The following is a 24737-nucleotide window of genomic DNA, read 5'->3' as shown; positions in this document are numbered from 1 at the left end:
GCAGACCTCATTTCATATATTGGCCGAACAACTCCTGCGCCTCCGAAAGCAGTTCCATCTGCTTGCGCACACCCTCTCCGTACGCATCGATCACATCCTGTTCAAGCAAACCCAAACTAAAATGAATCCCCGTATCCGAGCGAAAAAAAAGCGGGGTGGCCGACGGCAGCGCAACGACATAGGGCGTGATTTCCGCCGCCCAATCGCAGAATTCGTCGCAGAACACGATCACATCCACACCACGATCGCGGGCCGCCCTTGCCAACACCGGGCCGTTGCGCGCGTACCGGAAAATATCCATCATCACCAGTACACGGCGCGGCGCAGGATCGGTGAGCAACTTGGCGTAAACGCCATCGGCGCCGTCGATCTCATGTACGTTCGAACGGACATAACCCAGGCGCATGGCAAATCCCCGGGCCAAATAAGCCATGGTCTGAAATCCGGTCACATACACGCTGTCAGCACCTGCCACCGCTTCGACGATCCGACGCCACATGTCCTGCCCGCGGACATCGCATGCTCGCCGAATCGCAGCGATACCGCCCTGCATCACCGCATCGCCCCCCACCGGCGGCTTCGATTCCCGAAACAGCTCGAAACGATTGCCGATACGATTCATCTCCGGGCCATACACCTGACGCTTGAGCTTGCGCCTTGCCGCAGCCGCGTTTTCGTATCCAAGCTTCTTGAAAAACCGGGTCACGGTCATTGGGCTGACGCCCACGCGCTCGGCGATGGCCCGGCTGGTATCGATCAGTAGGGCATCTGGGTTGGCGGTCAAATAGGCGGCGACACGCTTTTCCAGCTTGGTGAAGCTGGCATCGTGTCCAACGACCGCACCGATCCAGTCCATTCGCCTCACTCCGCATGATCACGATCATCGAAAGGCATTATGATCATAACAAATCATAATGATGTCAAATGGTATGTTAATAACATTTCATCGTAACGATGACTCACTGATAGACTCACCCTATTCCTCAAGCCGTAAAACACGGTATTGGTGGTCGGGCCAGAACCCACCATACTCACATTCTGAAACCGCGCTACGGACCGACCACCGAATGCACGCCATCAGCCAGGCACAATCCAAATAATGTCGCTTGAGGTACTCATCGGGCGACAGCCCATCTACAACACACAGCTGGGCGTGGACGCCTACGAGCTCCTGTTCCGTGGCAGCGGGCCTACGGCGGCCGACGTGGCCACCGCGCATGTTGTAATCAATGCCTTTCAGGAATTCGGTATCGACCAGCTCGCCGGTACCCGTCGAGTCGGTATCAACCTGAGTCCCCAGCTGCTCGACATCGCCCACGAGCTGCCGCTACCCGCGAAGCGGATCATCTTCGACATCCCCCCGAACTCGCCACCCTCGATAAACTCCCGCAACTACGCCGCCTCGTTACCATTGGCTACACACTGGCCCTGGATGATGGCCATTACGACGCCGCGCTGGCCGAGTTATACGATCTTGCCCATATCATCAAACTCGATATTCGCAATATTGCATTGGATCGTTTGCCGGCAGACATGGCCGCGCTCAAGCGCTTCGGGCTGCAACTGCTCGCCTTGCGCATCGAGACCCTGGCCGAGTTCGAGTGCTTCCGAGATCTTGGATTCGATTACTTCCAGGGTTATTTCCTCAGCCGGCCGCGCGTGATCAAGCATGGCGCCAGCCTACCGCCCAACAAGATCGCACTGCTCAGGCTGTTCGCGATCATCCACGACCCGCTTACCGAAACCCGTGAGATCGAGCGCGCGATCGCCGCAGACCCGATCCTCAGCTATAAACTGCTACGCCTGATCAATTCCGCATTCTTCAATCTGCCCCGCCCGGTCACCGCCCTCAAGGACACTATCCTCCTGCTGGGCAGGCAGCGCCTCGCCACCTGGTGCACATTGCTTGCGCTGACACAACTCAGCGACAAGCCCGCGGCGGTATTCGTCATCGCCCTGGCGCGGGCACGCATGTGCGAGCTACTTGGCGAAGCCACCAATAGTATCGAGTCCGGCGACGGCTTCATCGTGGGCCTGCTGTCCGCTCTCGATATCCTGCTCGACCGTCCGTTGCCACAGGTCATCTCGCCGCTACCGCTGTCCAGTGAGATCAAGCAGGCCATCCTCGGACATGAAGGGGTGCTGGGACGCTATCTCGGGGTGGTGATGGCCTATGAACTGAGCCGCTGGCGTGAAATTGCCCGGGGCGGCATTCCCGCGGCGCTGCTCACGCGCGCACGCCTTGACGCGCTCGACTGGGCAAGTTCGGTACTCCAGCTCACGGCAAACGTCGCACCGCCCCGAATAGCCTAAGCCCCCAGTCAGTCGTCCGATCCATTGAGATATTTGAGCTTGCGCTGCAGCGTTGAGCGGCTGATACCCAGCAACTTCGAGGCCTTCACCTGATTGCTCTGACACAGCTCCATCACCCGCCGGATGTGCGCCACTTCAATCTCATGCAGACTCATCCCGTGCGGCGGCTCGCCGCCACTATCGGCAGCGGTATTCTGATTGATGATGATGTCCTCGGCATCGATCACATGACCATCGGCCAATGCGAAACTACGCTCCAACACGCTGGTCAACTCACGCACGTTGCCCGGCCAGTCATACATATAAAGTTTGCGGCGCGCGCGCGGCGTGATCTCGAAGGGCTTACCCGCATCGATTTTCTCGTTCTGACGGGCCAGGAAGAAATCGGTCAGCGCATAGATGTCGTCCCGGCGTTGGCGTAACGGCGGAATCTTGATCTCGATGACGCCCAAGCGGAACAAGAGATCCTTACGATATTCACCCGTCTCGCTCAGGGTCCAGAGATCTCGATTCGTGGCCGCGATCACGCGGACATTGACCTTGGCGATCTTGCTACTGCCTACGGGCCTGATTTCGCCCTCCTGCAGGACGCGCAGCAGCTTGGCCTGCAGGCTTTGCGTGATGTCGCCGATTTCATCGAGAAACAGCGTGCCGCCATCGGCTTCCTGAAAGAGGCCGGGCTGACTCGTGTTCGCACCGGTGAAGGCCCCACGCACATGTCCAAACAACTCCGAATCCAGCAAATTTTCGGTCAGCGCGCAGGAATTGACCGCCACGAACCGTTTGGCGGCGCGCGTGCTCAAACGATGGACCAAACGCGCAATCACCTCCTTGCCTGCACCGGTTTCGCCGGTAATCAACACCGGCATATCCTGACGCGCGATGCGTTGCACCCGCCGCATGATCTCTCTCATCGACTCGCTCTGCGAAGCGACGTAGGGCTCGTGGCGGCGGGCGGCCTCCTCGCGTAGCTGCATCAACTCCTGGCTTTGCGCGCGCTTTTCGAGAATTTTGCCGACCCGAATCAAGAGTTCATCAGGCGCCAGAGGCTTGACGAGATAATCGTAAGCTCCGAGCTTCATCGCCCGCACGGCCTCATCCACTTCTGCATGTGCAGTGACGATCACGATTTCGGGATGCTCGCCACGCGCGCGGATTCGGGACAGGACATCCAAACCATCCTCCGTGCCCAGACGCAGATCGAGCATAACCAGATCAATATGCTGCTCGGCCACGATCGCCAGAGCCTGCGCGCTGGAGCTCGCATCGGCGACGTTGTGACCCTCCTTCTCAAGCAGCATGCGCAGCGTACGACGAATATTCGGTTCGTCATCAACGACCAGGATATTAGCCACGGCTTCTGGCCCTGGGCAGCGTGAACGAGGCTTTTGCACCCTGTCCCGGATCGCTGCTCATCTCCAGCCGACTGCCATGCTGGGCCAGGATGTGCTGGGTGATGGCCAGCCCCAGGCCGACCCCGGTAGGCCGGCTGGTGTAGAAGGGTTCCATGATCTGCTCAAGGCGCTCCGCGGGAATACCTTCTCCACTATCCGTCACACACACCGTGACGTGACGTTCGTCCGACGTCACGCGCACCGCGAGCCGCCCACCCTCTGGCATCGCCTCGATTGCGTTGAGCATCAGATTCATCAGAGCCTGGTGGATCAGATCGGCGTCGCACAACACCATCACCCCCTCGGCGCCGGATTCCAATACGAAATCCACCGACTCTGGGTTATTCGTGCTCAGGAGCGTGTACAGCTTATGTATTGCCTCGCCGATATCGGTCGCCTCCATACGCGCGATCGGAAAACGCGAAAACTGTATGAAATGCCTGAAAATGCGCTGCAACCGGGTGCATTCGTCGGAAACGATCCCCGAAAGCTCCTGCTTCTCGCGGGGACTCAGATTATTACGTACCAGCAGGGCGATTGAATTGACGATCGCCTCAAGAGGATTGCGTATCTCGTGCGCGATGCCGGCCGTCAGCTGGCTCATGCAGGTCAGACGGTCACGCTCGGACCAGGTGACGCGGCGCGTCACATCGTTGCTTACGAAGGCCTCGATCGAGTCGGCCATGGTATTGAAGGCATCGGCCAGAGGCCCCATCGTAGGGAAATCCCCGGCGTCCAGGCGTGTCTGAAAATGATAGGCACCCAAGCGTTGCAGGGCCTCCAAGAGCAAATCGTTCTCCGTGCGCGGTGCGTCCATTCAGTGCTGACCCCGGCCGACAGACAAAATTCCATTATACAGGCATTAACTGGGTCGTTAAGCACGCGCGGGTCGCGCCCTCAATCCTCGACCCGCGCAAGCGCGTCCAGGAAGGATTGCGTCGCGCGCGAGCGCAAGCGCCCGACTGGAGCCGCGATATAGAGGTTCCAGCAGATGCCACGGGCATGTTCAAGGTGTCGATAAACGAGCTCAGGCCCGGCATGCGCGAGCGCACGGAACGAGGCGAACCCGATGCCCAGACCCGCACGCACCGCCTCCTTGATCGCGTCCACGCCGGTCACCACGATCTTCACCGGCAGATGCATACCTGCCTCGGCCAGCGCCCGCTCGAAGGTCTGACGCGCACCCGAAGTCGGTTCGCGCCAGATGATCGGGTAGTCGGCCAACGCGCTCATCGGCACAACCTCAGGGTAACGCTGTGCAAGTGGATGTTCGGCACGCAATACTAAAACGACCTCGTCAGCCACCCAAGGCAGCAGTTCGTATTGCCCGGACATTGGCACATCGGGCAATGGCCCCTCGACCATCCCGATGTCGAACTCTTCCAGTCGATGCATCAGCGCCAGTGAGCTGTCGGTATCGATATACACCGAAACACCGGGGTAATCCTGCTGAAACCGCACGACACATTCCGGCAGGTAATAGCTGGCGAGCGTACTGGTCGAACCGATATGGATGCTCCCGGCCTCGACGCCCTGCAACTGGCGGATATAGTCGTCGGCCTGCGCATGCGCGCGCCGCAGGGTTTCGGCATATCGTTGCAACCCCTGCCCGGCGGCGGTCAGCTCGATACCGTAGCCGCGCCGGGTATAAAGCGGTTCGCCCACCAGATTCTGCAACTGCCGGAGCTGTCCGGAGACCGCGGGCTGGCTCAAATACAGGGCGTCGGCCGCACGGCTGATACTGCGCAGGCGCGCGACAACGGTAAAGGTAAGCAGATGTTGCGGATTGACCATGAGATGACCTTAGGCGCCAAATTATCGGAAATTTAAATAGATAAAATATACAAAAGAAATTTGCCTGATAATAGATGTTGTCATAGTCTGTGCGTCCACACTAGCCCAGGAGATCGCATCATGGATCAAGGGTCAAAATGCCGGGTCACGGTCAATGGCGAGACGCTCCTCGGCGAAGCCGATGAAGCACTGATACCGTTTCTCGAACACAACGGCCTCGCTGTCCCGCACATCTGCTACCACCCCGCGCTCGGACCGATCCAGAGCTGCGACACCTGCTGGATCACGGTTGACGGCAGTCCACGACGGGCCTGCGCGACCACGCTCGCACAGGGCATGGACATCCACCTCGATTCCGACGAGGCCGTCGAAGCCCGCGAGGAAGGCCTCAGTCGCGTCCTCAAGAATCACGATCTCTATTGCACCCTCTGCGACAACAACAACGGCAATTGTACCGTCCACAATACCGTCCGTGATATGGACGTCAGCCATCAGTCCTATCCCTTCACGACCAAGCCCTACGAGATCGACGCCAGCAATCCGTTCTACCGCTACGACCCCGATCAGTGCATCCTCTGCGGCCGCTGCGTCGAGGCCTGCCAGAACTTGCAGGTCAACGAAACGCTGAGCATTGACTGGAGCCTCGAACGCCCTCGCGTGGTCTGGGATGGCGGCAGCCCGATCAACGAGTCGAGCTGCGTCTCCTGTGGCCACTGCATCACCGTCTGCCCCTGCAACGCCCTGATGGAAAAAAGCATGCTCGGTCAGGCTGGCGTATTCACTGCAGTCCCCGAAAAGGCCCGGCAACCGATGATCAATGCCGTCAAGGCCGTCGAGCCCGCCATCGGCTTCATTCCCATCATCGCGATATCCGAACTCGACGCCACCATGCGCAAGCAGGACGTGCGCCGTACCAAGACGGTGTGCACCTATTGCGGCGTCGGCTGTAGCTTCGAGATGTGGACCCGCGGCCGCGACATTCTCAAGGTCGAGCCGCTCGAAGGCCCCGCCAATGGCGTCTCTACCTGTGTCAAGGGCAAGTTCGGCTGGGACTTCGTCAACCACGAGGACCGTCTGACCTCACCGCTGATCCGCGAAAACGGTCGCTTCCGCGAGGCCAGCTGGGACGAGGCACTCGGCCTGATCGCACGCCGTTTCGGCGAGATCAAAGACGCCCACGGCCCGGACGCACTCGGCTTCATCGCCTCCTCCAAGTGCACCAATGAGGAGGCCTATCTGATGCAGAAACTGGCGCGCGGCGTGATCGGCACCAACAACATCGACAACTGCTCGCGTTACTGTCAGAACCCAGCCACCATGGGCCTGTTCCGCACCGTCGCCTACGGTGGCGATTCGGGTGGTATCGCCTCCATCGAGCAGGCCGATCTCGTACTGATCGTCGGCTCCAACACCGCCGAGAGCCATCCCGTGCTCGCCACGCGCGTCAAGCGCGCACACAAGCTGCACGGCCAACAACTCGTCGTCGCCGATCTGCGCAAGCACGAGATGGCCGAGCGTGCCGACATATTCATCCGTCCGCGGCCCAGCACCGATCTCGTCTGGCTGTCTGCGCTGAGCCGCTATATTCTCGATCACGGTCTGGAGGACAAGGGCTTTCTCGCCGAGCGCGTCAACGGCCTGGACGAGCTGCGCGCCTCACTCGAACCCTTCACTTTGGAATACGCCGAAGCCATCTCCAGCATCCCCGCCGACACCCTGCGCGATCTGGCCGAACGCATCGCGCACAGCAGCGGCGTGTGCGCACTGTGGGCCATGGGCGTTACCCAGCACTGCGGCGGCTCGGACACCAGTACCGCCATCTCCAACCTGCTACTGATCACCGGCAACTACGGCCGCCCCGGCACCGGCGCCTACCCGTTGCGCGGACATAATAACGTGCAGGGTGCCAGCGACTTCGGTGCGCTAACCGCCTTTCTGCCCGGCTATTCGCCGGTCGACGACGAAACCGCGCGCGCGCGCTTCGGCCAAGGCTGGGGCGTCAAGCTGCCCGAGAAAACCGGCCTCGACAATCACGAAATGGTCGACGCGGTCCATGCCGGTACGCTCAAGTCGATGTACGTCATCGGCGAAGACATGGCCTTGGTCGATTCCAATGCCTTGTATGTACAGTCGGCCTTCGAGAAACTCGACTTCTTCGTGGTGCAGGACATCTTCCTCTCACGCACCGCGCAATTTGCCGACGTGGTCCTGCCGGCCTCTCCCAGCGTCGAAAAAGAGGGCACCTTCACCAATACCGAGCGCCGGATTCAGCGCCTCTACGAGGTCATGCCCCCGCTCAAGGATTCCCGCCCGGACTGGCGCATTCTCACCGATCTTGCCGACCGATTGGGACGCCCTTGGGGCTACACACATCCCAGTGAAATCATGGCCGAAGCTGCGAGCCTGACCCCCTTGTTCGCAGGCGTCGACTACAGCCGCCTGGAGGGCTTCAAGTCACTGCAATGGCCGGTAGCCCAGGATGGCACCGACACGCCTATTCTGTTCACCGACCGCTTCCCATTCCCGGACGGCCGCGCGCGTCTACATCCTCTCGACTGGATCGAACCCACAGAGATGCCGGATCAGCGCTATGACCTACACCTCAACAATGGCCGGCTGCTGGAGCATTTTCACGAAGGCAATATGACCAACCGCTCACAGGGCATCCACGACAAGGTACCGAACACCTTCGTCGAGCTATCGCCCGAACTCGCGAGCAAGCGCGGCGTCAGCGATGGTAGCTTGGTCCGCCTGACCTCACGTCGTGGCAGCATCGAGGCACGCGCCTTGGTCACCGACCGTGTGCAGGGCGATGAGCTGTACATGCCGATGAACTCGGTGGCGGAACCCATCAACATCCTCACTGGCAGCCACACCGACCGCGATACGCACACGCCGGCCTACAAGGAGTTGTCGATCACGCTGGAAGTGCTCGAAACTCAGGGCCCCAGTCCATTACCCTCAAACAACTCCCGCTACGGCAAACCCACGCCCAGAAGCGGGCCCGAGCTACGCGAGAAGTGGCGGCGAGCCGATTACCAACGCCCCCCGCACAAGCTGCCCGACAACGGAGGCCTCTAAGCCATGGCAACGCCACTTGCGTACACACCACCGCCGCGCCAGCAGGATCAGGACGCCGACGCGCGTGCCGCGCTGGATCAGCTGGTCAGACTCCTCCATGAAAAGGATATGTTGCGCCTCGTCAACAATGCGCTGGGCGCGGGACCGGAGCTGACCACGCAGATCGCGGAGCTGCTTGATCGCGAAGGCAGCCGGCGCCTCATGCTCAACTTCACCCGGCTCATTGCCCTACTTGGCGAACTCGACATGGCACGTATCGAGCGACTGATCGGCGCGCTCGACGGTGGACTGGCCGCGCTCGAACAAACAGCGCTGGATGATCAGCCCCAACAGGCAGGAATTTCAGCCGTGTTCAAGCTACTGCGCGACCGCGAGCTGTGGGAGGCTGTAACCGGTATCGCCGCCTTCCTCAAGGCCTTCAACCGCGAACTCGGTACATGAATTCGATCTTTAGCCTGCCGGACGATGCCAACGAGCGCGCCGCGGTCTGGCGTCATACCGGGAACGGGGCACTGTTCCCGGATTTCGATGCCTTGGCCGAGGAGTCCCCGTTGGAAATCCGTTACGGCGAGGAACCCTTCAACCGGCTCGTCACCATGCGTACACCCGGCGCCGACGCACTCCTCGCCGTCGGGCTCCTACACGACATGGGCATTTTGGACACTGCGGACAAACTGCTACGCATTCGTCAGCCGCACCCCAATCGCATTCAGATTCACCTGCGTCGCGGGACTGCACCGCAACCTGCCGCAGCACCACGACTGACCCCGATCACCAGTGCCTGCGGTATCTGCGGGGACAGCCATTTCGAGCTCGATGCCCTGCTCGCGTCACACCCGTTAGATGTCATACCCCCCGTTCCAGTACAACGCATCCTCGAGCTGCCCGAACGCCTGCACAAGGCACAAACGCTGTTCGCAAGCTCGGGGGACTGCATGCGGCGGCACTGTTCGATCTACAAGGCCGGCTGCTGCGACTGGAGGAGGACGTGGGACGTCATAACGCCGTCGACAAGGTCGTCGGTTGGGCGTATCTGGAAAACCGGCTGCCACTCTCACGCCACATGCTGATGGTCAGCGGGCGCACCAGCTACGAAATCGTCAAGAAGTGCATCCGTGCACGCATCCCGATCCTCGCCGCGGTTTCTGCGCCGAGCAGCCTCGCGGTCGAACTGGCGAACGCATCGGGGATGACCTTGATCGGTTTTTTGCGCCCGCCGCGCTTCAACGTCTACGCTGGCCCCGAGCGGCTGGTCGAACACGGCCGAGCGGCGTTACGCCCGGCCGGGACGATCGTTCAGGCAGGTTGAGCGCCGTCCAACAACAGGCTGCGGCCCGTCATCTCATCGGGTTGCGGCAGGCCCATCAGCTGTAACAAGGTCGGCGCGACGCCACTCAGTCCGCCACCCGTGGCCAGCCGCCACGGGTGGTTGTCGATGAGCAACAGCGGCACGGGATATGTCGTGTGCTGCGTATGCGGCTCACCCGTGACCGGGTCGACCATCTCGTCGCAATTGCCATGATCTGCGGTCAACATCACCGAATAATCCTGCGCCACCGCTGCGTCTAGCACGCGTCCCACCTCGCGATCGAGCGTCTCAACCGCGAGGATCACCGCCTCTCGCACGGCGGTATGCCCCACCATGTCGCCATTGGCGAAATTGACTACGATGAAATCGTATTGTCCGCCTTCCAGCGCCTTGATGACCTCGTCGGCAACCACGGCCGCGCTCATTTCAGGCTGCAGATCGTAGGTCGCGACCTTCGGCGAAGGCACCACCACGCGATCCTCCCCCGGAAAAGGCGCTTCGCCGCCACCGTTGAAAAAGAAGGTGACGTGCGCATATTTCTCGGTTTCGGCGCAATGGAACTGGCGATACCCCCCTCACTTAGCACCTTGGCCAAACAGGTCGTCGGGCGCTCCGGGGCAAAGGCCACAGGAAAGCCGTAGCGAGGATCGTATTCGGTCAGAGAAGTCACCACAACCGGATGGAAGTCACCGCGCGTGAAGCCATCGAAGTCGTCCAGGCCAATCGCTACCGCCAACTGGCGAGGACGATCATTGCGGAAATTGAAGAACACCACCTGGTCGCCCGCACGCAGTCGTTCACCGCCGGCAATGATGCGTGGCTGGATGAATTCATCCGTCTGTCCCTCGGCGTGCGCTGACTCGATCGCCGTCCTGGCGTCGTCGCAGGCCGTACCCTCGCCTTGCACCAGCGCGCGCCAGGCCAGCTCGGTACGATCCCAGCGATGATCGCGGTCCATCGCATAGTAGCGCCCGACAACCGTGGCGATGCGCCCCTTAGCCGACTCGAGTTTGCGTGTCAGCGCGGGCAAAAAAGCCAGCGATGACTTGGGCGGAGTATCGCGGCCATCGGTGATCATGTGTACCACCGGCACCACGTCGGCTTCCGCACACATCTCAATCAGGGCATCGAGGTGGCGCAGATGGCTGTGCACGCCGCCGTCGGACACCAGGCCGAGCAAATGCAAGGGACGCCCGGCCTGCCGCGCCGCCTCCACAGCTTGTTTCAGCGCCGGGTTGTCCCGGAATTGGCCGTTGACGATAGCGTCGTCAATACGCACCAGATCCTGACGCACGATCATGCCCGAGCCCAATGCCAAGTGCCCGACCTCGGAGTTACCCATCTGCCCGTCGGGTAGACCTACCGCTCGGCCAGAAGCCTCTAGGGCAGCATGCGGGTAATGCGAAAAATAGGCATCCAGACGGGGCGTATGCGCCTCGCAGACGGCGTTGTTCTCCTTCGCCGGATTGAGGCCGAAGCCGTCGAGAATCACCAGGAGCGCCCTTCGGCGCGGCACTGTGCGCGTTTGCGTCATGATCGTCTCTAGAAAATGGCGGTTGGGGCCGGCGATTTTATCAGTATCGGCCGGCCGCGTCCCCGCCGGGGCGGATGCCTCAAGGCTTGCGTTCGTCGTCAGGACTGGCGTCGGTCGGTCCCTTGTCGTCCGTATTCTTTTCGTTGGCGGCTTGCTGCGCACGCTCGTCGGCCTCGGCCTCATCCAGTGCGCGCGTCATCGCCTCATCGCTCATGGGTGCCGGGTAGACGGTGGTTTCGCCTGACTCCGCCTCGTATTCGTCGGCTTCGGCCGTCTCCCGCGCGGCCTTGCGGCGCACCACCATCCGCGAGACCAGCAGGCCGATCTCGAACAGCAGCAGCAGCGGAATGGCGAGCGAGACCTGCGACATCACGTCCGGGGGAGTCAGCAACATGCCGATCACGAACGCGGCCACGATGATGTAGGGCCGCGCCCCCGCCAGCTTGTCCGGCGTGACGAAACCCATGACGGTCAGCAAGACAATCGCGACCGGCACCTCAAAGGCCGCGCCGAATGCCAGGAACATATTCGATACGAAACCGAGATAGGCGCCGATGTCGGTCATCATCTTCACGTCGGTCGGCGTGGCCTTGGCGAAGAAGTGAAACATCATCGGGAAGACAATGAAGTAGGCGAAGGCCATGCCCGTGTAGAACAGCAATGTGCTGGACACCAGCAGCGGTATGGCCATGCGCTTTTCGTGACGATAGAGTCCTGGCGCCACGAAGGCCCATATCTGATACAGCAGGAAGGGTATTGCGATCACCACCGCAACCAGCAGGGTCAGCTTGAAGGGCACAATGAAGGGGGCGGCCACGTCGATCGCGATCATGCTGCTGCCCTTGGGCAACTGCGCCACCAGGGGCACCGCCAGCCAGCTGTAGATCTGATCCGAGAAGGGACTCAGCCCGATAAACAGGGCCAGTACCGCGACGATCGAGCGCAATAGTCGCGTGCGCAACTCGATCAGGTGCGACATCAGGCTGGACAGCCCGCTGCCTTCGCTCGCCTCCGGCGCCTCGCTTCCCGCCGCCGGGTCCTGTGGCGATTCCGGCGTTTCCTTATTCGGATTTTCGGCCATGCGTCGTCTTGTCTACGGGCGAGGTCTCTATGCTTACGCGATCCTGAGCTGGCTGTACGTGCTCGTGATGCCCTTCGACGTCATCCACCGGGGTGGCAGGGGCGTCATTGTCATCATGCCGCGACGCGGCGCTGACGAATTCAGATTCTTCCGCCAAGGTGTGTACTGGCGCTGGCCCAGGCATCTCATCACGTTTCACTGCCGCAGGGTCGGCGGGCGATTCACCGACCTTGCGGACCTCGCCGGCGATATCGTCAACCTCCCCAAGCATCTGCTCGCGGGTATCCTGGAGCATGTCGCGCAGCTCGCGTATCTCGTCTTCCTGACGGGTGAGCATATTACGAAGCTCGTCGGCATTGAGCTCACGCTCGATCTCGGCGCGCACGGTGGTCGCATAGCGCCGAAAGCGGCCGACCCAGTAACCGATCTTGCGAACCAGCCCAGGCAACCTCTCGGGCCCCACGACAACCAGGGCCACGATCATGATGAGCATCAGCTCGGAAAATCCCGAGTCGAACATCAAGCCTCCATGCGGCTCAAGGCCGGCATCGCAACATGATCGCGATCAGACCTTGTCCTTGTCCTTGACGTGATGCTGTTCGGTCTTGGCATCGAACACGCGACCCGCCTCATCTTCCTGCTTGATGCGCGCCGACGGCTCTTCTGGCTTGCCAGCCTCTGCCTCGCCTTCCTGCATGGATTTCTTGAAATTCTTCACTGCGGAGCCCAGATCGCCGCCGACATTGCGCAGCTTCTTGGTCCCGAACACCAGCACTACCACCAGCAGCAGCACCAGCCACTCATAACCACCCGGAATCAACATATCGGTTCTCCCGCTCATTGAGCCCGCGTTGCATTCGCGGTGCCCTTGTCCGTTTCCGGCCGGATCGGCAAAGAGGCCGGTCCGGCAGACTAACATGAACCGCTGCGCAGACGTTCAGTTCCCGCGCCGCGCCTTTTCCACCAGCCCGGAGGTTCCCATCCGGCGCGCCAGTTCCGCCAGCACATGGTCCGGGCCGAGGCCCTGATGCGCTAGCAATACCAGGGTGTGAAACCAGAGATCCGCCACCTCGTACACGATCTTGTCGGGCACGCCATCCTTGGCTGCCATCACGGTCTCGGTGGCTTCCTCGCCGATCTTCTTGAGAATCGCGTCAAGCCCCTTGGCGTATAGGCCGGCAACATAGGAACCATCTGGCTCCGCCTGCTTGCGTGCCTCCAGCATGCGCGCAAGCTCGTCCAGGATCGGATCGCTCATCCGTAGATGTCCTCCGGGTCCTTGAGCACCGGATCGACCGGCACCCACTGGCCCTCACGCAGGACGCTGTAGAAACAACTCTCGCGCCCTGTATGGCAGGCAATGCCGCCGAGCTGTTCGATCTGCAGCAACAGCACGTCGCCGTCGCAGTCCAGGCGCAGCTCGCGCACACGCTGCACGTGCCCGGAAGACTCGCCCTTGCGCCACAGGCGGCGGCGCGAACGTGACCAGTACACGGCCTCGCCGGATGCCGCTGTCTGCGCCAGCGCCTCTCGATTCATCCACGCGAACATCAGCACCCGCCCGCTGGTTGCATCCTGGGCAATGACGGGCACCAAGCCCTCGCTATTCCACTGAATGTCGCCCAACCACGGAGACGACGACACGACTGATGTATTCATGAACGAGATTGTACCCGCTTAGGCATTGCGTGGGCGCCTAGCGTTGTCCGCATGACGGCTGGCGCTCACAACCGAATCTCGATGCCTTCGGCGGCAAGATGCGCCTTGGCCTCCCCTACCGTATGTTCTCCAAAGTGGAAGATACTCGCCGCCAACACCGCGTCGGCACGGCCCTGGGTAATGCCCTCGGCCAGATGCTCGAGATTGCCTACCCCGCCGGAGGCAATCAGTGGCACCGGCACCGCCTCGCTAACCGCCCGCATCAATTCCAGATCAAAGCCCTCGCGAGTGCCGTCGCGATCCATGCTGGTCACTAGCAGCTCGCCGGCACCGTATTCGGCCATGCGGATAGCCCACGCAATCGCGTCGATGCCGGTCGCACGGCGTCCACCGTGGGTGAATATCTCCCACTTGAGCGGTTCGCCCGGCACGCTGACGCGTTTGGCATCGATCGCCACCACGATGCACTGGTTGCCGAAGCGCTCAGCGGCTTCACGCACAAACTCTGGCCGCGCCACCGCAGCCGAATTGATCGCCACCTTGTCTGCCCCGGCATTCAGGATGCGGCGAATGTCCTCCAGCGCGCGGATACCGCCGCCGACGGTCAGCGGGATAAAGACCTCGGCGGCCACCGCCTCGACCACGTGCGCCATGGTCTCGCGCTCGTCGCTGCTGGCGGTGATATCGAGAAAGGTAATCTCGTCAGCCCCCTGCTCGCCATAGCGCCGGGCGATCTCGACTGGATCACCGGCATCGCGGATATCGATGAAGCGCACGCCCTTGACCACGCGCCCGTTGTCAACGTCGAGGCAAGGGATGATGCGCCTAGCCAATGGCATTGCGTCAGCCCGCCCCGTTGAGGGTGTCGGCACGCCGCTGCGCCTCGGCAAAGTCCAGTGTGCCCTCATAGAGGGCGCGTCCGATAATCACCCCTGTGACGCCTTCATCCTCGACCGCGCACAGGGCCTCGATGTCGGCCATGTTGGTGACGCCACCGGAGGCGATTACCGGCACATGCACCGACTGCGCCAGGCGGGTAGTCGCTTCGACATTGACGCCGCTGAGCATGCCGTCACGGTTGATGTCCGTGTAGACAATGGCCGCCACGCCATCCTGCTCGAAGTGCTGGGCCAGATCGAGCACGTCGTGATTGGAGAGTTTGGACCAGCCATCCACCGCCACACGACCGTCCTTGGCATCGAGTCCGACGATGATGTGCTGCGGGAATTCCAGACACAGATCGTTGACGAAGTGGGGTGCGCTCACCGCTTTGGTACCGATGATGACGTAGGCCACACCTGCGTCCAGATAAGCCTGGACCGTGTCCGCATCGCGCACGCCACCGCCGACCTGTACCGGGATGTCTGGATAGGCCCGGGCGATCTGCTCAACGATGGCGGCGTTGCGCCGACTACCGGCAAAGGCTCCATCCAGATCGACCAGATGCAGGCGTCGGGCGCCCGCGGCCACCCAACGCTCGGCAACCGCCAGTGGATCCTCGGAAAAAACCGTGGCATCGTCCATGCGGCCCTGTCGCAGACGCACGCACTGGCCGTCCTTGAGATCGATCGCCGGTATCAACAACATGAACCCGTACCTCCCATTGTCATTGCAATATATCGGCCCGGTGCCCGCTTAAGCGGGCTTGCCGTTCCAGCGCGCAAAATTGTGCAGCAACTGCAGACCCGCCTCCGCACTTTTCTCCGGGTGGCACTGGATGGCGAAGACATTGTCGCGTGCCAGCGCAGCACAAAAGTCCACGCCATAGCTGGCCGTAGCAGCCACCAGCCCAGTCTCTGCCGGGGCTACGTAATAGCTGTGTACGAAGTAAAACCGCGACAAATCCAGGATGCCGGACCACAACGGATGCGGGCGGGATTGCTGCAGTTGGTTCCAGCCCATGTGCGGAACCTTCAAACGTTCGCCGCTCAGCGGATCGCGCGGCGAGCGTCCGAAGTAACGCACCGTACCGGGATAGACCCCGAGGCAGTCGATTCCTCCGTTTTCCTCGCTGTGTGCGAGCAGTACCTGCATACCCATGCAAATGCCCAGAAACGGCCGACTTGCAGCCGCATCGAGCACCGCGTCCACCAAGCCATGTCCCACGATTTCACGCATGCAATCGCGCGCCGCGCCTTGGCCGGGGAAGACCACCCGATCGGCGGCGCGGACAACCTCCGGTGACGACGTGAGAACCACGCGGTCTCCTGCCGGCGCCACGCGCAGTAATGCATTGGAAACCGAGCGCAGGTTGCCCATGCCGTAATCGATAATTGCCAGGACGGCCATAGCTGTGAGGACCAGTCTTGAGTGCGTATGAGGGTTAGAGCGCGCCCTTGGTCGAAGGCAGTGTGCCGGCGGCGCGGGGATCGGGCTCCACGGCCATGCGCAAGGCTCGTCCAAGGGCCTTGAACACGGTCTCGGCGATGTGGTGCGCGTTGCGACCGCGCAGGTTGTCGACCTGCAGCGTGATCGCCGCATGGTTGACGAAACCTTGAAGAAATTCGTGGATCAAATCCACATCGAAGTCACCGATGGCGGCCCGGCGATAATCGACCTCATGAGTCAGGCCCGGTCTGCCTGAACAGTCGACGACGACTCGGGATAGCGCTTCGTCCAGGGGAACATAGGCATGTCCGTAGCGGCGGATACCGCGCTTGTCGCCGAGCGCGCGTGCAAAGGCCTGTCCCAGCGTAATGCCGACATCCTCGATCGTATGATGTGCATCGATATTGAGGTCGCCCTGCGCATGTACGTCGAGATCGATCAGACCATGTCGGCCAACCTGGTCAAGCATGTGATCGAAGAAGGGCACCCCTGTTTCCAGACGGGTTTCACCCGAACCGTCCAGGTCGATGCGGACGCTGATCCTGGTCTCCAGGGTCTCGCGCTGAACCTCTGCTATGCGTCGTTCCATGATCGTGCCGGCAAGGCGATAAATCGGGGTTGAAAGCATACCATATCGCATCCAAAGCAGAACTGATTGCCCGCAACGGGACGCCCATACGCGGCCCCGCCATTTTTTGTTAAGCTAGGTCGCGCATTCGCAATCCTTGGGGGGACGCACCGCGTGGACACGTCGACTTACATCAACATCCACAATCTGTCCCGCGCCTGCAACGAATGCCAGCTACAGGATTTATGTCTGCCGCTCGGCCTTTCCCGCGGCGACATCGAGCGTCTCGACCAGATCGTCAACCGCCGCAAACCCCTGCAGCGCGGTGCGAGCCTGTTCCGCCAGGGTGATCGATTCCAGGCGCTGTATGCCGTGCGCTCCGGCTCGATCAAGAGCTACGCCACCACGAACAGTGGCGAGGAGCAGATCAACGCCTTCCACCTCCCCGGCGAAATCCTCGGGCTCGATGCCATCGGCAGCGGCATCCACCCCGAATCCTCGGTCGCCATGGAAACCACCAGCATCTGCGAACTACCGTTCGACCGCCTGCACACCCTCGCCCATGAAGTCGACGGCCTGCAACGACAATTGCTGCGCATCATGAGCCGCGAACTCAATTCCGACGAGCAGTTCATGCGCCTGCTCGCCAACCGCAGCGCCGAGGAACGGCTCGCCAGCTTCCTGCTCAACCTGGCTTCACGTTTCGAACTGCGCGGTTATTCCGGCCAGGCCTTCAATCTGAGCATGTCGCGCAGCGACATCGGAAACTATCTGGGCCTGGCGGTGGAAACCGTCAGCCGTCTGTTCACCCGCTTCCAGCAGGAAGGCCTCATCGAAGTAGACCGCAAGGCCATCACCCTCGTCGATCGCAGCCGCATGAGCGGGCTGTGCAACCTCAGTGCGACCGCTTCCGCTGGCGAGCCGCGCCACGGTTAGAAACCACCGGACTTCTCACTTCACCCCCCAGGCGCCACTCGAACTCGAAAAGTCACTGGCCCTTCATTCACCAGGGCCACCGACATCTCCGCACCGAAGCGGCCGGACGCCACAACCGCATGGCTGTCCTGCGCGCAAGCCAGCAGGTAATCGAAACACGTGCGCGCCAACACAGGCTCCGCGGCCGGCGCAAAACTCGGGCGCAGCCCCTTATCGGTATCGGCCACCAAGGTAAACTGCGGCACCAACAGCAATCCGCCGCCTACCGCTCCGAGACCCAGATTCATTCTGCCGCTGGCATCGGGGAACACGCGATAACCGAGTAGCCGCTCCAGCAGGCGATCCGCCTGCGGCAACCCATCACCGCGCTCGACGCCCACAAGCACCAGCAAACCCCAACCGATTTCTCCGATCACCGCGCCATCGACACGCACGCTGGCCTGGCTGACGCGCTGCAACAGACCGATCATGCCAACTCGGCTCCCCAAGCGTTCGTTGCGCGTACCAGTGCATCGATGATCCCCGGCTCTGCCGCGGAATGGCCCGCATCGGGCACGACCTCAAGCCGCGCATCCGGCCAGGCACGCTGTAGCGCCCAAGCTTGGTCCAGTGGGCAGATCACGTCGTAACGACCATGCACGATCACGCCCGGGATGTCGGCCAGACGATCCGCCTCTTTCAGCAGCTGCCCAGAATCCAGAAAACCGTGATGCACGAAATAGTGATTCTCGATCCGCGCGAGTGCGAGCGCGACGTAGGGATCGGAAAAGTGCTCCTCCACCGCAGGGCTCTGATACAAGGTCGCCGTACGCCCCTCCCAGACTGACCAGGCACGCGCCGCGGCCATCCGCGCCACCTCATCATCACCTACGAGACGTCGCTGGTACGCGGCGACCATATTGCCGCGCTCCGCAGGCGGGATCGGCGCAAGGAAGTCCTCCCAGTAATCTGGAAAAAGACGCCCGGCCCCGAACTGATAGAACCAATCGATATCTTCTTGCCGACACAGAAAGATACCTCGCAGAATTGCACCTCGCACGCGCGAGGGATGCGCCTCGGCATATGCCAGTCCCAGCGTCGCGCCCCAGGACCCGCCGAACACCACCCAACGGTCGATCTCCAGATATTCGCGGATGCGCTCGATGTCTTCAATCAAATGCATCGTGGTGTTGTCACGCAATTCGGCATGCGGGGTCGAACGACCGCTACCACGTTGATCGAAGAGCACGATGCGATAGATCGCCGGATCGAAAAAACGTCGATGCCAGGGCTCGCAGCCGGAACCAGGGCCTCCGTGCAGAAACACCACCGGCAAACCGTCCGGGCGCCCACACTCCTCGACGTACAGGGTATGCCGCTCATCCATCGCCAGGGCATGGGTCCGGTAGGGCAAAATACTGGGAAACAGGGGTAGGCGATTCATCGGGTCCTCATCCAGAACGCGCGGGCAACGGCGCGGGAGGTGTACGCCGAGGGACGTACAGGCTGGCATCAGGATACCTCGCATCTGCCGCGCTTGCCTTCACGCGTCAGCCTCCCTATCTTGCGCGCATGAACACACAACAACCGATTCCGGCTCCCCCTCCGAAAACGCTCGCCCGCCTGGCGGGCCGGGCCATCGCCGATTTCCGCATGATCCGCGAGGGAGATCGCATATTACTAGGACTCTCCGGTGGCAAGGATTCGCTCAGTCTGCTGATGCTGCTTCTGCACTTCCGGCGGCGCGCGCCCATCCGCTTCGAGCTCGGCGCCATCACCGTAGACCCGCAATCCCCGGATTTCGATCCAAGTCCGATGATCCCGTATCTCGCCGCACTCGGCGTGCCCTATCACTACGAGCGTGAACGCATCATCGAACTGGCCGACGCGCATATGGACAACGACTCGTTCTGCTCGTTCTGCGCGCGCATGAAGCGCGGCGTGATGTACAGCACCGCACGCCGCGAAGGCTACAATGTCATCGCCTTGGCCCAACACCTGGACGATCTCGCCGAAAGCTTCCTGATGTCCGCTTTTCACGGCGGCCAGCTGCGCACAATGAAAGCGCATTACCGCATCGATGCCGGCGATCTGAGGGTCATACGCCCACTGGTCTATGCCCGCGAACGCCAGACTCGCGCCTTTGCAGAAACTGCTCGGCTACCCGTGATTCCGGAAAACTGTCCAGCCTGCTTCGCCATGCCCACCCAGCGCGAACACATGAAGCAACTGCTGGCACGACAGGAGGCGGAACAGCCGCGACTGTTCCGCAATCTACTCTCTACCCTGAGGCCATTGATGTCCGCAGGGCTGCCAGACGACGCTTGAGACGCGTGCGTACTGTCCTCATTCGCCTCCTCTTGGGTGTATTCGCCCGACTGCCCCTGCGCGTCAACCAAGCGCTCGGCGGCGCGCTGGGGACACTCAGCTGGCTTGTTTCCCCCAAGCTGCGCCGAAACACCCTGAACAATCTCGCGCGTTGCTTTCCGGAGCAGGATGCGGCTTGGCATCGCCGCATCGGGCGGCGCAGCCTGATCGAAACGACCCGCTCGCTCACCGAGGCACCCTGGCTTTGGCGACAAAGCGCCGAAACCCTGCGCACGTTGCTGATACCCGGCGAACAGGCCGCGTTGCTAGAGGCTGCCGGCTCCCATGGCGAGGCCATTATCGCGACACCACATCTGGGCAGTTGGGAATTCGCCGGGCTGTGTCTGGCCACGCTGCGCCCCACCACCGCGCTGTATCGGCCACCGCGGATCAAGGCCCTCGACGGATTCATCCGTGCCTCGCGCAGCCGTACAGGCTCCCGTCTCGTACCGACCACGCCGACGGGTTTGCGCGCGCTGCGACAAGCGCTCGATGTCGGCGAAGTGGTCGGCATGCTGCCAGACCAAACGCCCAAAGGCAGCGGTGGTGTCTTCGCGCCGTTTTTCGGACAACCCGCCTACACCATGCGCCTACTGACCCAACTGGCCAGGCGCACACGTGCTCCTGTCATCCTGGCCTTCTGCGAACGCCTGCCCAGAGGAGCCGGTTTTCGCGTGCACTGCGTCGCGGCCTCGCAGACGATTTATGACAACGACCCGTTAACCGCCGCCAGCGAACTCAATCGCTGCGTAGAATTGCTGATCCGCCGCTGCCCGACACAGTACCTGTGGAGCTATCGCCGCTTCGCTCGCCAGCCACCGCCAGACACCACAACGCAAGCCTAAACTCTAGGACAACACTCGCAACCACCCCGGCGCCGCACTCGCCCCCGTTGTCTACACTCTCTCTGTCCGGTCGATCACTCCGGCATTAAAACAACACGACAAGAAGGGGGTTTACATGCTGCGCAACATGCTGTTTCTTTCCGCCATCGCCCTACTGCCAGCGGTAGCACTGGCGGCTAACACCGACGCCAAGCCCGCCAAGAAAGACGCCGCCGGGCTTCACCACGACTACCGTACCTTCGAAGGCGGCGACAAGGTTGTCTACGGGCGTATTGGCGATTCCTACAAGGCCAGCCTCGTCATGTACTTGGCCGGCAACCAGTTCATGGTGATGGACGATTTGATCAAGGACTTCCAGAAACGCAATCCCGACATCAAATCGGTCTACGTCGAAACCATACCACCCGGCCAGATCCTCAAGAGCCAGATCCTGCGACAAGGCCGCATCAACAAGCAGAAGACTGCCAAGAATCCTGATCTTTACGCCAGCGTCAATCTCAACCACCTGCGCACGCTGGCCAGCAGGGGGCTGATGAAGGAATACATGATCTACACCCACAACAAGCTGGAAATCATGGTCGCCAAGGGCAACCCCAAGCACATCAAGGGCGTGGAGGATCTCGCGCGCGACGACGTCGTGCTCTCGCTGCCCAACCCGATCACCGAGGGCATCGCCAAGTTCTACGTCATGCCCATGCTCAAACAGAACGGTCTGTACCAGAAGCTCACCGCCGATTTCAGCTGCAAGCACTGCTGGGCAGTGCCCAAAAAAACCTGGTTCACCGCACGTCATCATCGCGAGACGCCCTACCGTATCGAACACGGCAAGGCAGACGCCGGTATCGTCTGGGCCACCGAAGTCGTCTACGCGCAGTCCGAAGGCCGACCGGTCGAGGGCGTAGCCCTGCCACCCAAGGACAACATGGCCGACAAAGTCGCTTATGCCATCGGCGACCTGACTACCGGCCGCAATCCAGCGAATGCCAAGCGCTTCCTGGAATATCTGAGCACCGATGCAGCGCAAGCGATCTACGAGAAGCATGGGTTCATTCGTGCCACGCCCAAAGAGCTTGAACTCAAGGCGCTTTAAGCACCTGGCGCACCGGCGACGTGCGGCACGCACCTCGCCGGTGAAGCCTCAGACCTTCGTATTCCCACCCGCACCGGTACGCGTCAAGCGCCGCTTGAACACCATCATTTCCTTCGCAGCCTGCTTATCGCCGCGCGCCTCGGCCACCTCAATGCCATGATCGAAGGCGGCGGCCGCCGCTATCGTCTCGCCGCAATCCGCCAGCGCGCGCCCAAGGAACTTCCAGGCTGCCGAGTACTGCGCATCCTGCGTTACCGCCGCGCGCAAATGCGTCACCGCTTCGGACGAGCGACCAGCCTTGAGATAAGCGCCACCCAACGTAAAGCGCAGCAGCGCATTATCCTGCCCCGCAGCGAGCATCGCCTCAAAGCGTTCAATCATGTCCATGCCCCAACACTATCCCCTCGCGTACTCACGGACAAGTAGTGTCGCCCTCTACCGTTGGAAAATGCCGTAGACCTCGTCGCGCAGACCGTCACGGGTGTCTCCGGCCCCACCCTCCTCGCGATAAACCCGCAACCGCAAGGATGCAAATAGACGTAGCAGTTCTCCCTCTGCGAGCCGGAAGTCGCGGTGGCGCGGGCCACGCGTGGGGTCGACCAGCGCCGGGCCGAAGGTCTGGTAGAACAACAAACCGCCAGGACGTAGAGCCACGATCAATGCCGGCGCGAGCCCACGGTCCAGAAATCGGCTGACCACGATGACGTCGAAACCCGCCGGTATCGGCGGCTGCGCAACCACATCGCGTACCTCGGCCACTAGCCGCAGACCCTCGGCGATCGCCACCCGCCTCAGCGCCGCGATGGGCGTCGACGCGCGGTCCCAAGCCACGGTTTCAAGCCCGTTCCGTGCCAACAATAATGCATTCGCGCCCAGGCCACAGGCCAGGTCCAGCGCGCAGCCCCGCTTCGGCAACAGATGCATATGGTCGCGCAACACTTGGGACGCGACCGCCTCACGCGGATCGCGTCCAGTATAGCGTGCCTCCCAGTCAGGTTCGGCGGACACCTCAATGCCGCCAATACATCGGTGTCAGCAGCACCAAGAGGGTAAAGACCTCAAGGCGGCCGATCAGCATCGCCAATGAGCAGATCCATTTGGCCGGCTCGCTGATATTCGCGAAGTTAGCAAATACAGAACCCAGCCCAGGCCCCATGTTGTTGATGCAGGCGGAGACTGCCGAGAACGCAGTCACCCAGTCCAATCCCGCCCCCATCAGCGCCAGCATCAACACGAGATAAACCAGTACGTAGGCGGCGAGAAAGCTCCAGATGGCACTGATCACACGCTCGGGAGCACTGTCTTCCCGAGTTTGACTGGGATTACGGCACGCGGGTGGTTGAGTCGATGCAACTCGCGGAAGCTCTGCTTGACGACCAACAGGACGCGCACCACCTTCATACCGCCTGCCGTCGAGCCGGCACAGCCGCCGACGATGGGAATCAGCATCAGCAATACTGGCAAGTAGAGCGGCCAGTGATTGAAGGGCGCGCTGGTGAAGCCGCAGCACGTAAGCACGGTCAATACCTGGAAGGCGCCATAGCGCAAATCGGTCATGAGCGTGGGATAGGTCTGCGTGTACCACAGCGTCAATGTCACGACGAGTATGCTCATGGCCACAAAGCCCATGTAGGCCTTGACCTCGGGGTCTACGGCATAAGGACGGGCCGAACCGCGCATGAGCGCCAGATAATGCACCGCGAAATTCATCCCCGAGAGGAACATGAAGACATCGGCCACACCATCGATCCAGGGACTATTCCAATACGCGAAGCTGGCATCATGCGTGGAGAATCCGCCAGTGGCGATGGTTGCGAAGCCCTGGCACAGCGCATCGAAAAAGCTCATGCCCGCCACCCAGTAGGCGATGATGCAGGCCACGGTCAAGCCCACGTAAATACCCCACAGCGCACGCGCGGTATGCTCCAGACGCGGGGTCAGTTTTTCGTCCTTCATCGGCCCCGGCGTTTCGGCACGAAACAGCTGCATGCCACCGACACGCAGCATGGGCAGTACCGCGATCGCGAGCACGATGATGCCCATACCACCCAGCCAGTTGAGCTGGGCACGGTAGTAGAGAATGGATTTTGGTAGGTGATCGAGTCCCACGATGACCGTCGCGCCCGTTGTGGTGAAACCCGAAACAGATTCAAAAAAGGCGTCGGTAAAATCCAAATGCGGACTAAAATGAAACGGTAGCGTGCTGACCGCGGACAAAATCACCCAGTACAACGCTACGATGAGAAACCCCTCGCGCCGCCGCAGCTCCTGCCTGGAGTTGCGCACCGGCAACCAAGCGAGAAACCCCAACGCGAAGGTCACCAAAAAAGAGTCCAGGAAGTAGCCGGCCTGCCCGTCCTCGTAGATCAAGGAGACCACTGCCGGCACCAGCATGGTCACGCTATAGGCGGCGATCAGGGCGCCGAGCACCCTTTGTACGGCAGCGATTTGCATGGGCC

At 61.5% G+C, this 24737-nt stretch carries 25 protein-coding genes and 3 pseudogenes; 8 read left to right on the top strand and 20 right to left on the bottom strand.

The features are described 5' to 3' along the window. Positions 1–7 precede the first annotated feature (7 nt). Both BI364_RS00855 and BI364_RS00850 read right to left on the bottom strand, forming a co-directional pair. Positions 8–856, bottom strand: coding sequence for a MurR/RpiR family transcriptional regulator (locus BI364_RS00855; protein WP_070077145.1), 849 nt, complete (start codon positions 854–856; stop codon positions 8–10). Positions 857–976: 120 nt separating this feature from the next. Continuing rightward, on the bottom strand, positions 977–1318 hold the full coding sequence (locus BI364_RS00850) for a hypothetical protein (protein WP_070077144.1): 342 nt from the start codon (positions 1316–1318) through the stop codon (positions 977–979). 194 nt (positions 1319–1512) lie between these two features. Here BI364_RS00850 and BI364_RS00845 point away from each other — a divergent pair, with 194 nt between their 5' ends. After that, positions 1513–2313 (top strand): EAL and HDOD domain-containing protein, encoded by an 801-nt coding sequence (locus BI364_RS00845; protein ID WP_156782580.1) that lies wholly within the window; start codon positions 1513–1515, stop codon positions 2311–2313. 8 nt (positions 2314–2321) lie between these two features. Here the strand turns inward: BI364_RS00845 and BI364_RS00840 are convergent, their stop codons facing one another. The 3 genes from BI364_RS00840 to BI364_RS00830 form a co-directional block, all read right to left on the bottom strand. After that, positions 2322–3668, bottom strand: a complete 1347-nt coding sequence (locus BI364_RS00840; RefSeq protein ID WP_070077142.1) for a sigma-54-dependent transcriptional regulator — start codon at positions 3666–3668, stop codon at positions 2322–2324. After that, positions 3661–4524: a sensor histidine kinase gene (locus BI364_RS00835; RefSeq protein ID WP_070077141.1), complete on the bottom strand. Its 864-nt coding sequence runs from the start codon at positions 4522–4524 to the stop codon at positions 3661–3663. The genes BI364_RS00840 and BI364_RS00835 overlap by 8 nt, the downstream gene beginning before the upstream one ends. An 80-nt stretch (positions 4525–4604) precedes the next feature. Further along, a complete protein-coding gene (locus BI364_RS00830) occupies positions 4605–5501 on the bottom strand; it encodes a LysR family transcriptional regulator (RefSeq protein WP_070077140.1) in 897 nt (298 codons plus the stop codon). 120 nt (positions 5502–5621) lie between these two features. On the opposite strand from BI364_RS00830, the gene fdhF reads away from it, so the two are divergent. The 3 genes and pseudogenes from fdhF (at position 5622) to fdhD (ending at position 9891) form a co-directional block, all read left to right on the top strand. Beyond that, entirely contained in the window at positions 5622–8582 is a 2961-nt protein-coding gene (fdhF, locus tag BI364_RS00825; protein ID WP_070077139.1) for a formate dehydrogenase subunit alpha, read from the top strand. A 3-nt stretch (positions 8583–8585) separates the two neighbouring features. Further along, positions 8586–9023 (top strand): DUF1641 domain-containing protein, encoded by a 438-nt coding sequence (locus BI364_RS00820; RefSeq protein WP_070077138.1) that lies wholly within the window; start codon positions 8586–8588, stop codon positions 9021–9023. Next, positions 9020–9891 (top strand): annotated as a pseudogene (fdhD, locus tag BI364_RS19030) (formate dehydrogenase accessory sulfurtransferase FdhD). The gene BI364_RS00820 and the pseudogene fdhD overlap by 4 nt, the downstream one beginning before the upstream one ends. On the opposite strand, the pseudogene gpmI reads toward fdhD, so the two are convergent. The 10 genes and pseudogenes from gpmI to hisB form a co-directional block, all read right to left on the bottom strand. Continuing rightward, positions 9879–11425: pseudogene (gene gpmI / locus BI364_RS00810) on the bottom strand (2,3-bisphosphoglycerate-independent phosphoglycerate mutase). The pseudogenes fdhD and gpmI overlap by 13 nt on opposite strands. A gap of 79 nt (positions 11426–11504) precedes the next feature. Next, positions 11505–12506, bottom strand: coding sequence for a twin-arginine translocase subunit TatC (tatC, locus tag BI364_RS00805; RefSeq protein ID WP_070077137.1), 1002 nt, complete (start codon positions 12504–12506; stop codon positions 11505–11507). Next, positions 12487–13026: a Sec-independent protein translocase protein TatB gene (tatB, locus tag BI364_RS00800; RefSeq protein WP_070077136.1), complete on the bottom strand. Its 540-nt coding sequence runs from the start codon at positions 13024–13026 to the stop codon at positions 12487–12489. The genes tatC and tatB overlap by 20 nt, the downstream gene beginning before the upstream one ends. 45 nt (positions 13027–13071) lie before the next feature. Then, on the bottom strand, positions 13072–13329 hold the full coding sequence (tatA, locus tag BI364_RS00795) for a twin-arginine translocase TatA/TatE family subunit (RefSeq protein WP_070077135.1): 258 nt from the start codon (positions 13327–13329) through the stop codon (positions 13072–13074). Positions 13330–13443: 114 nt separating this feature from the next. Beyond that, the gene (locus BI364_RS00790) at positions 13444–13764 is read right to left on the bottom strand and encodes a phosphoribosyl-ATP diphosphatase (RefSeq protein ID WP_070077134.1); all 321 of its coding nucleotides are present in this window, start codon (positions 13762–13764) and stop codon (positions 13444–13446) included. Then, positions 13761–14165, bottom strand: coding sequence for a phosphoribosyl-AMP cyclohydrolase (hisI, locus tag BI364_RS00785; RefSeq protein ID WP_070077133.1), 405 nt, complete (start codon positions 14163–14165; stop codon positions 13761–13763). The genes BI364_RS00790 and hisI overlap by 4 nt, the downstream gene beginning before the upstream one ends. 65 nt (positions 14166–14230) lie before the next feature. Further along, the gene (gene hisF / locus BI364_RS00780) at positions 14231–15004 is read right to left on the bottom strand and encodes an imidazole glycerol phosphate synthase subunit HisF (protein ID WP_070077132.1); all 774 of its coding nucleotides are present in this window, start codon (positions 15002–15004) and stop codon (positions 14231–14233) included. Positions 15005–15008: 4 nt separating this feature from the next. Next, complete coding sequence (hisA, locus tag BI364_RS00775; RefSeq protein ID WP_070077131.1) at positions 15009–15752, bottom strand: 1-(5-phosphoribosyl)-5-[(5-phosphoribosylamino)methylideneamino]imidazole-4-carboxamide isomerase; 744 nt, start codon at positions 15750–15752, stop codon at positions 15009–15011. Between the two features lie 48 nt (positions 15753–15800). Then, complete coding sequence (hisH, locus tag BI364_RS00770) at positions 15801–16454, bottom strand: imidazole glycerol phosphate synthase subunit HisH (protein ID WP_070077130.1); 654 nt, start codon at positions 16452–16454, stop codon at positions 15801–15803. A 34-nt stretch (positions 16455–16488) separates the two neighbouring features. Beyond that, positions 16489–17082, bottom strand: a complete 594-nt coding sequence (gene hisB, locus BI364_RS00765; RefSeq protein WP_070079798.1) for an imidazoleglycerol-phosphate dehydratase HisB — start codon at positions 17080–17082, stop codon at positions 16489–16491. 153 nt (positions 17083–17235) lie between these two features. Here hisB and fnr point away from each other — a divergent pair, with 153 nt between their 5' ends. Further along, positions 17236–17997, top strand: a complete 762-nt coding sequence (gene fnr / locus BI364_RS00760; RefSeq protein ID WP_070077129.1) for a fumarate/nitrate reduction transcriptional regulator Fnr — start codon at positions 17236–17238, stop codon at positions 17995–17997. 20 nt (positions 17998–18017) lie between these two features. Here the strand turns inward: fnr and dtd are convergent, their stop codons facing one another. Beyond that, positions 18018–18467 carry a D-aminoacyl-tRNA deacylase gene (gene dtd / locus BI364_RS00755; protein ID WP_070077128.1) on the bottom strand — a complete coding sequence of 150 codons (450 nt, stop codon included), beginning with the start codon at positions 18465–18467 and terminating at the stop codon, positions 18018–18020. After that, positions 18464–19420, bottom strand: a complete 957-nt coding sequence (gene pip, locus BI364_RS00750) for a prolyl aminopeptidase (RefSeq protein ID WP_070079797.1) — start codon at positions 19418–19420, stop codon at positions 18464–18466. Before pip ends, dtd begins: the two co-directional genes overlap by 4 nt. A gap of 128 nt (positions 19421–19548) precedes the next feature. Between pip and BI364_RS00745 the strand changes: the two genes are divergently transcribed. The 3 genes from BI364_RS00745 to BI364_RS00735 all read left to right on the top strand — a co-directional run bounded on the left by BI364_RS00745 (position 19549) and on the right by BI364_RS00735 (position 22278). Then, positions 19549–20304, top strand: a complete 756-nt coding sequence (locus tag BI364_RS00745) for a tRNA 2-thiocytidine biosynthesis TtcA family protein (RefSeq protein ID WP_070077127.1) — start codon at positions 19549–19551, stop codon at positions 20302–20304. A 5-nt stretch (positions 20305–20309) separates the two neighbouring features. After that, entirely contained in the window at positions 20310–21188 is an 879-nt protein-coding gene (locus BI364_RS00740) for an LpxL/LpxP family acyltransferase (RefSeq protein WP_156782578.1), read from the top strand. A gap of 115 nt (positions 21189–21303) precedes the next feature. Further along, a complete protein-coding gene (locus BI364_RS00735; protein WP_083251076.1) occupies positions 21304–22278 on the top strand; it encodes a molybdate ABC transporter substrate-binding protein in 975 nt (324 codons plus the stop codon). A 48-nt stretch (positions 22279–22326) separates the two neighbouring features. Here the strand turns inward: BI364_RS00735 and BI364_RS00730 are convergent, their stop codons facing one another. The 3 genes and pseudogenes from BI364_RS00730 to BI364_RS00720 all read right to left on the bottom strand — a co-directional run bounded on the left by BI364_RS00730 (position 22327) and on the right by BI364_RS00720 (position 24732). Further along, positions 22327–22665: a tetratricopeptide repeat protein gene (locus BI364_RS00730; protein ID WP_070077125.1), complete on the bottom strand. Its 339-nt coding sequence runs from the start codon at positions 22663–22665 to the stop codon at positions 22327–22329. A 48-nt stretch (positions 22666–22713) separates the two neighbouring features. Next, complete coding sequence (locus tag BI364_RS00725) at positions 22714–23286, bottom strand: methyltransferase domain-containing protein (protein ID WP_233279554.1); 573 nt, start codon at positions 23284–23286, stop codon at positions 22714–22716. A gap of 1 nt (position 23287) precedes the next feature. Next, a pseudogene (locus BI364_RS00720) lies at positions 23288–24732 on the bottom strand (TrkH family potassium uptake protein). Between the last annotated feature and the right edge of the window lie 5 nt (positions 24733–24737).

It is taken from the genome of Acidihalobacter yilgarnensis (genome assembly GCF_001753245.1).
In the GTDB taxonomy this organism is placed as follows: Bacteria; Pseudomonadota; Gammaproteobacteria; order DSM-5130; family Acidihalobacteraceae; genus Acidihalobacter; species Acidihalobacter yilgarnensis.
This window is presented reverse-complemented; position numbering and strand designations above follow the sequence as displayed.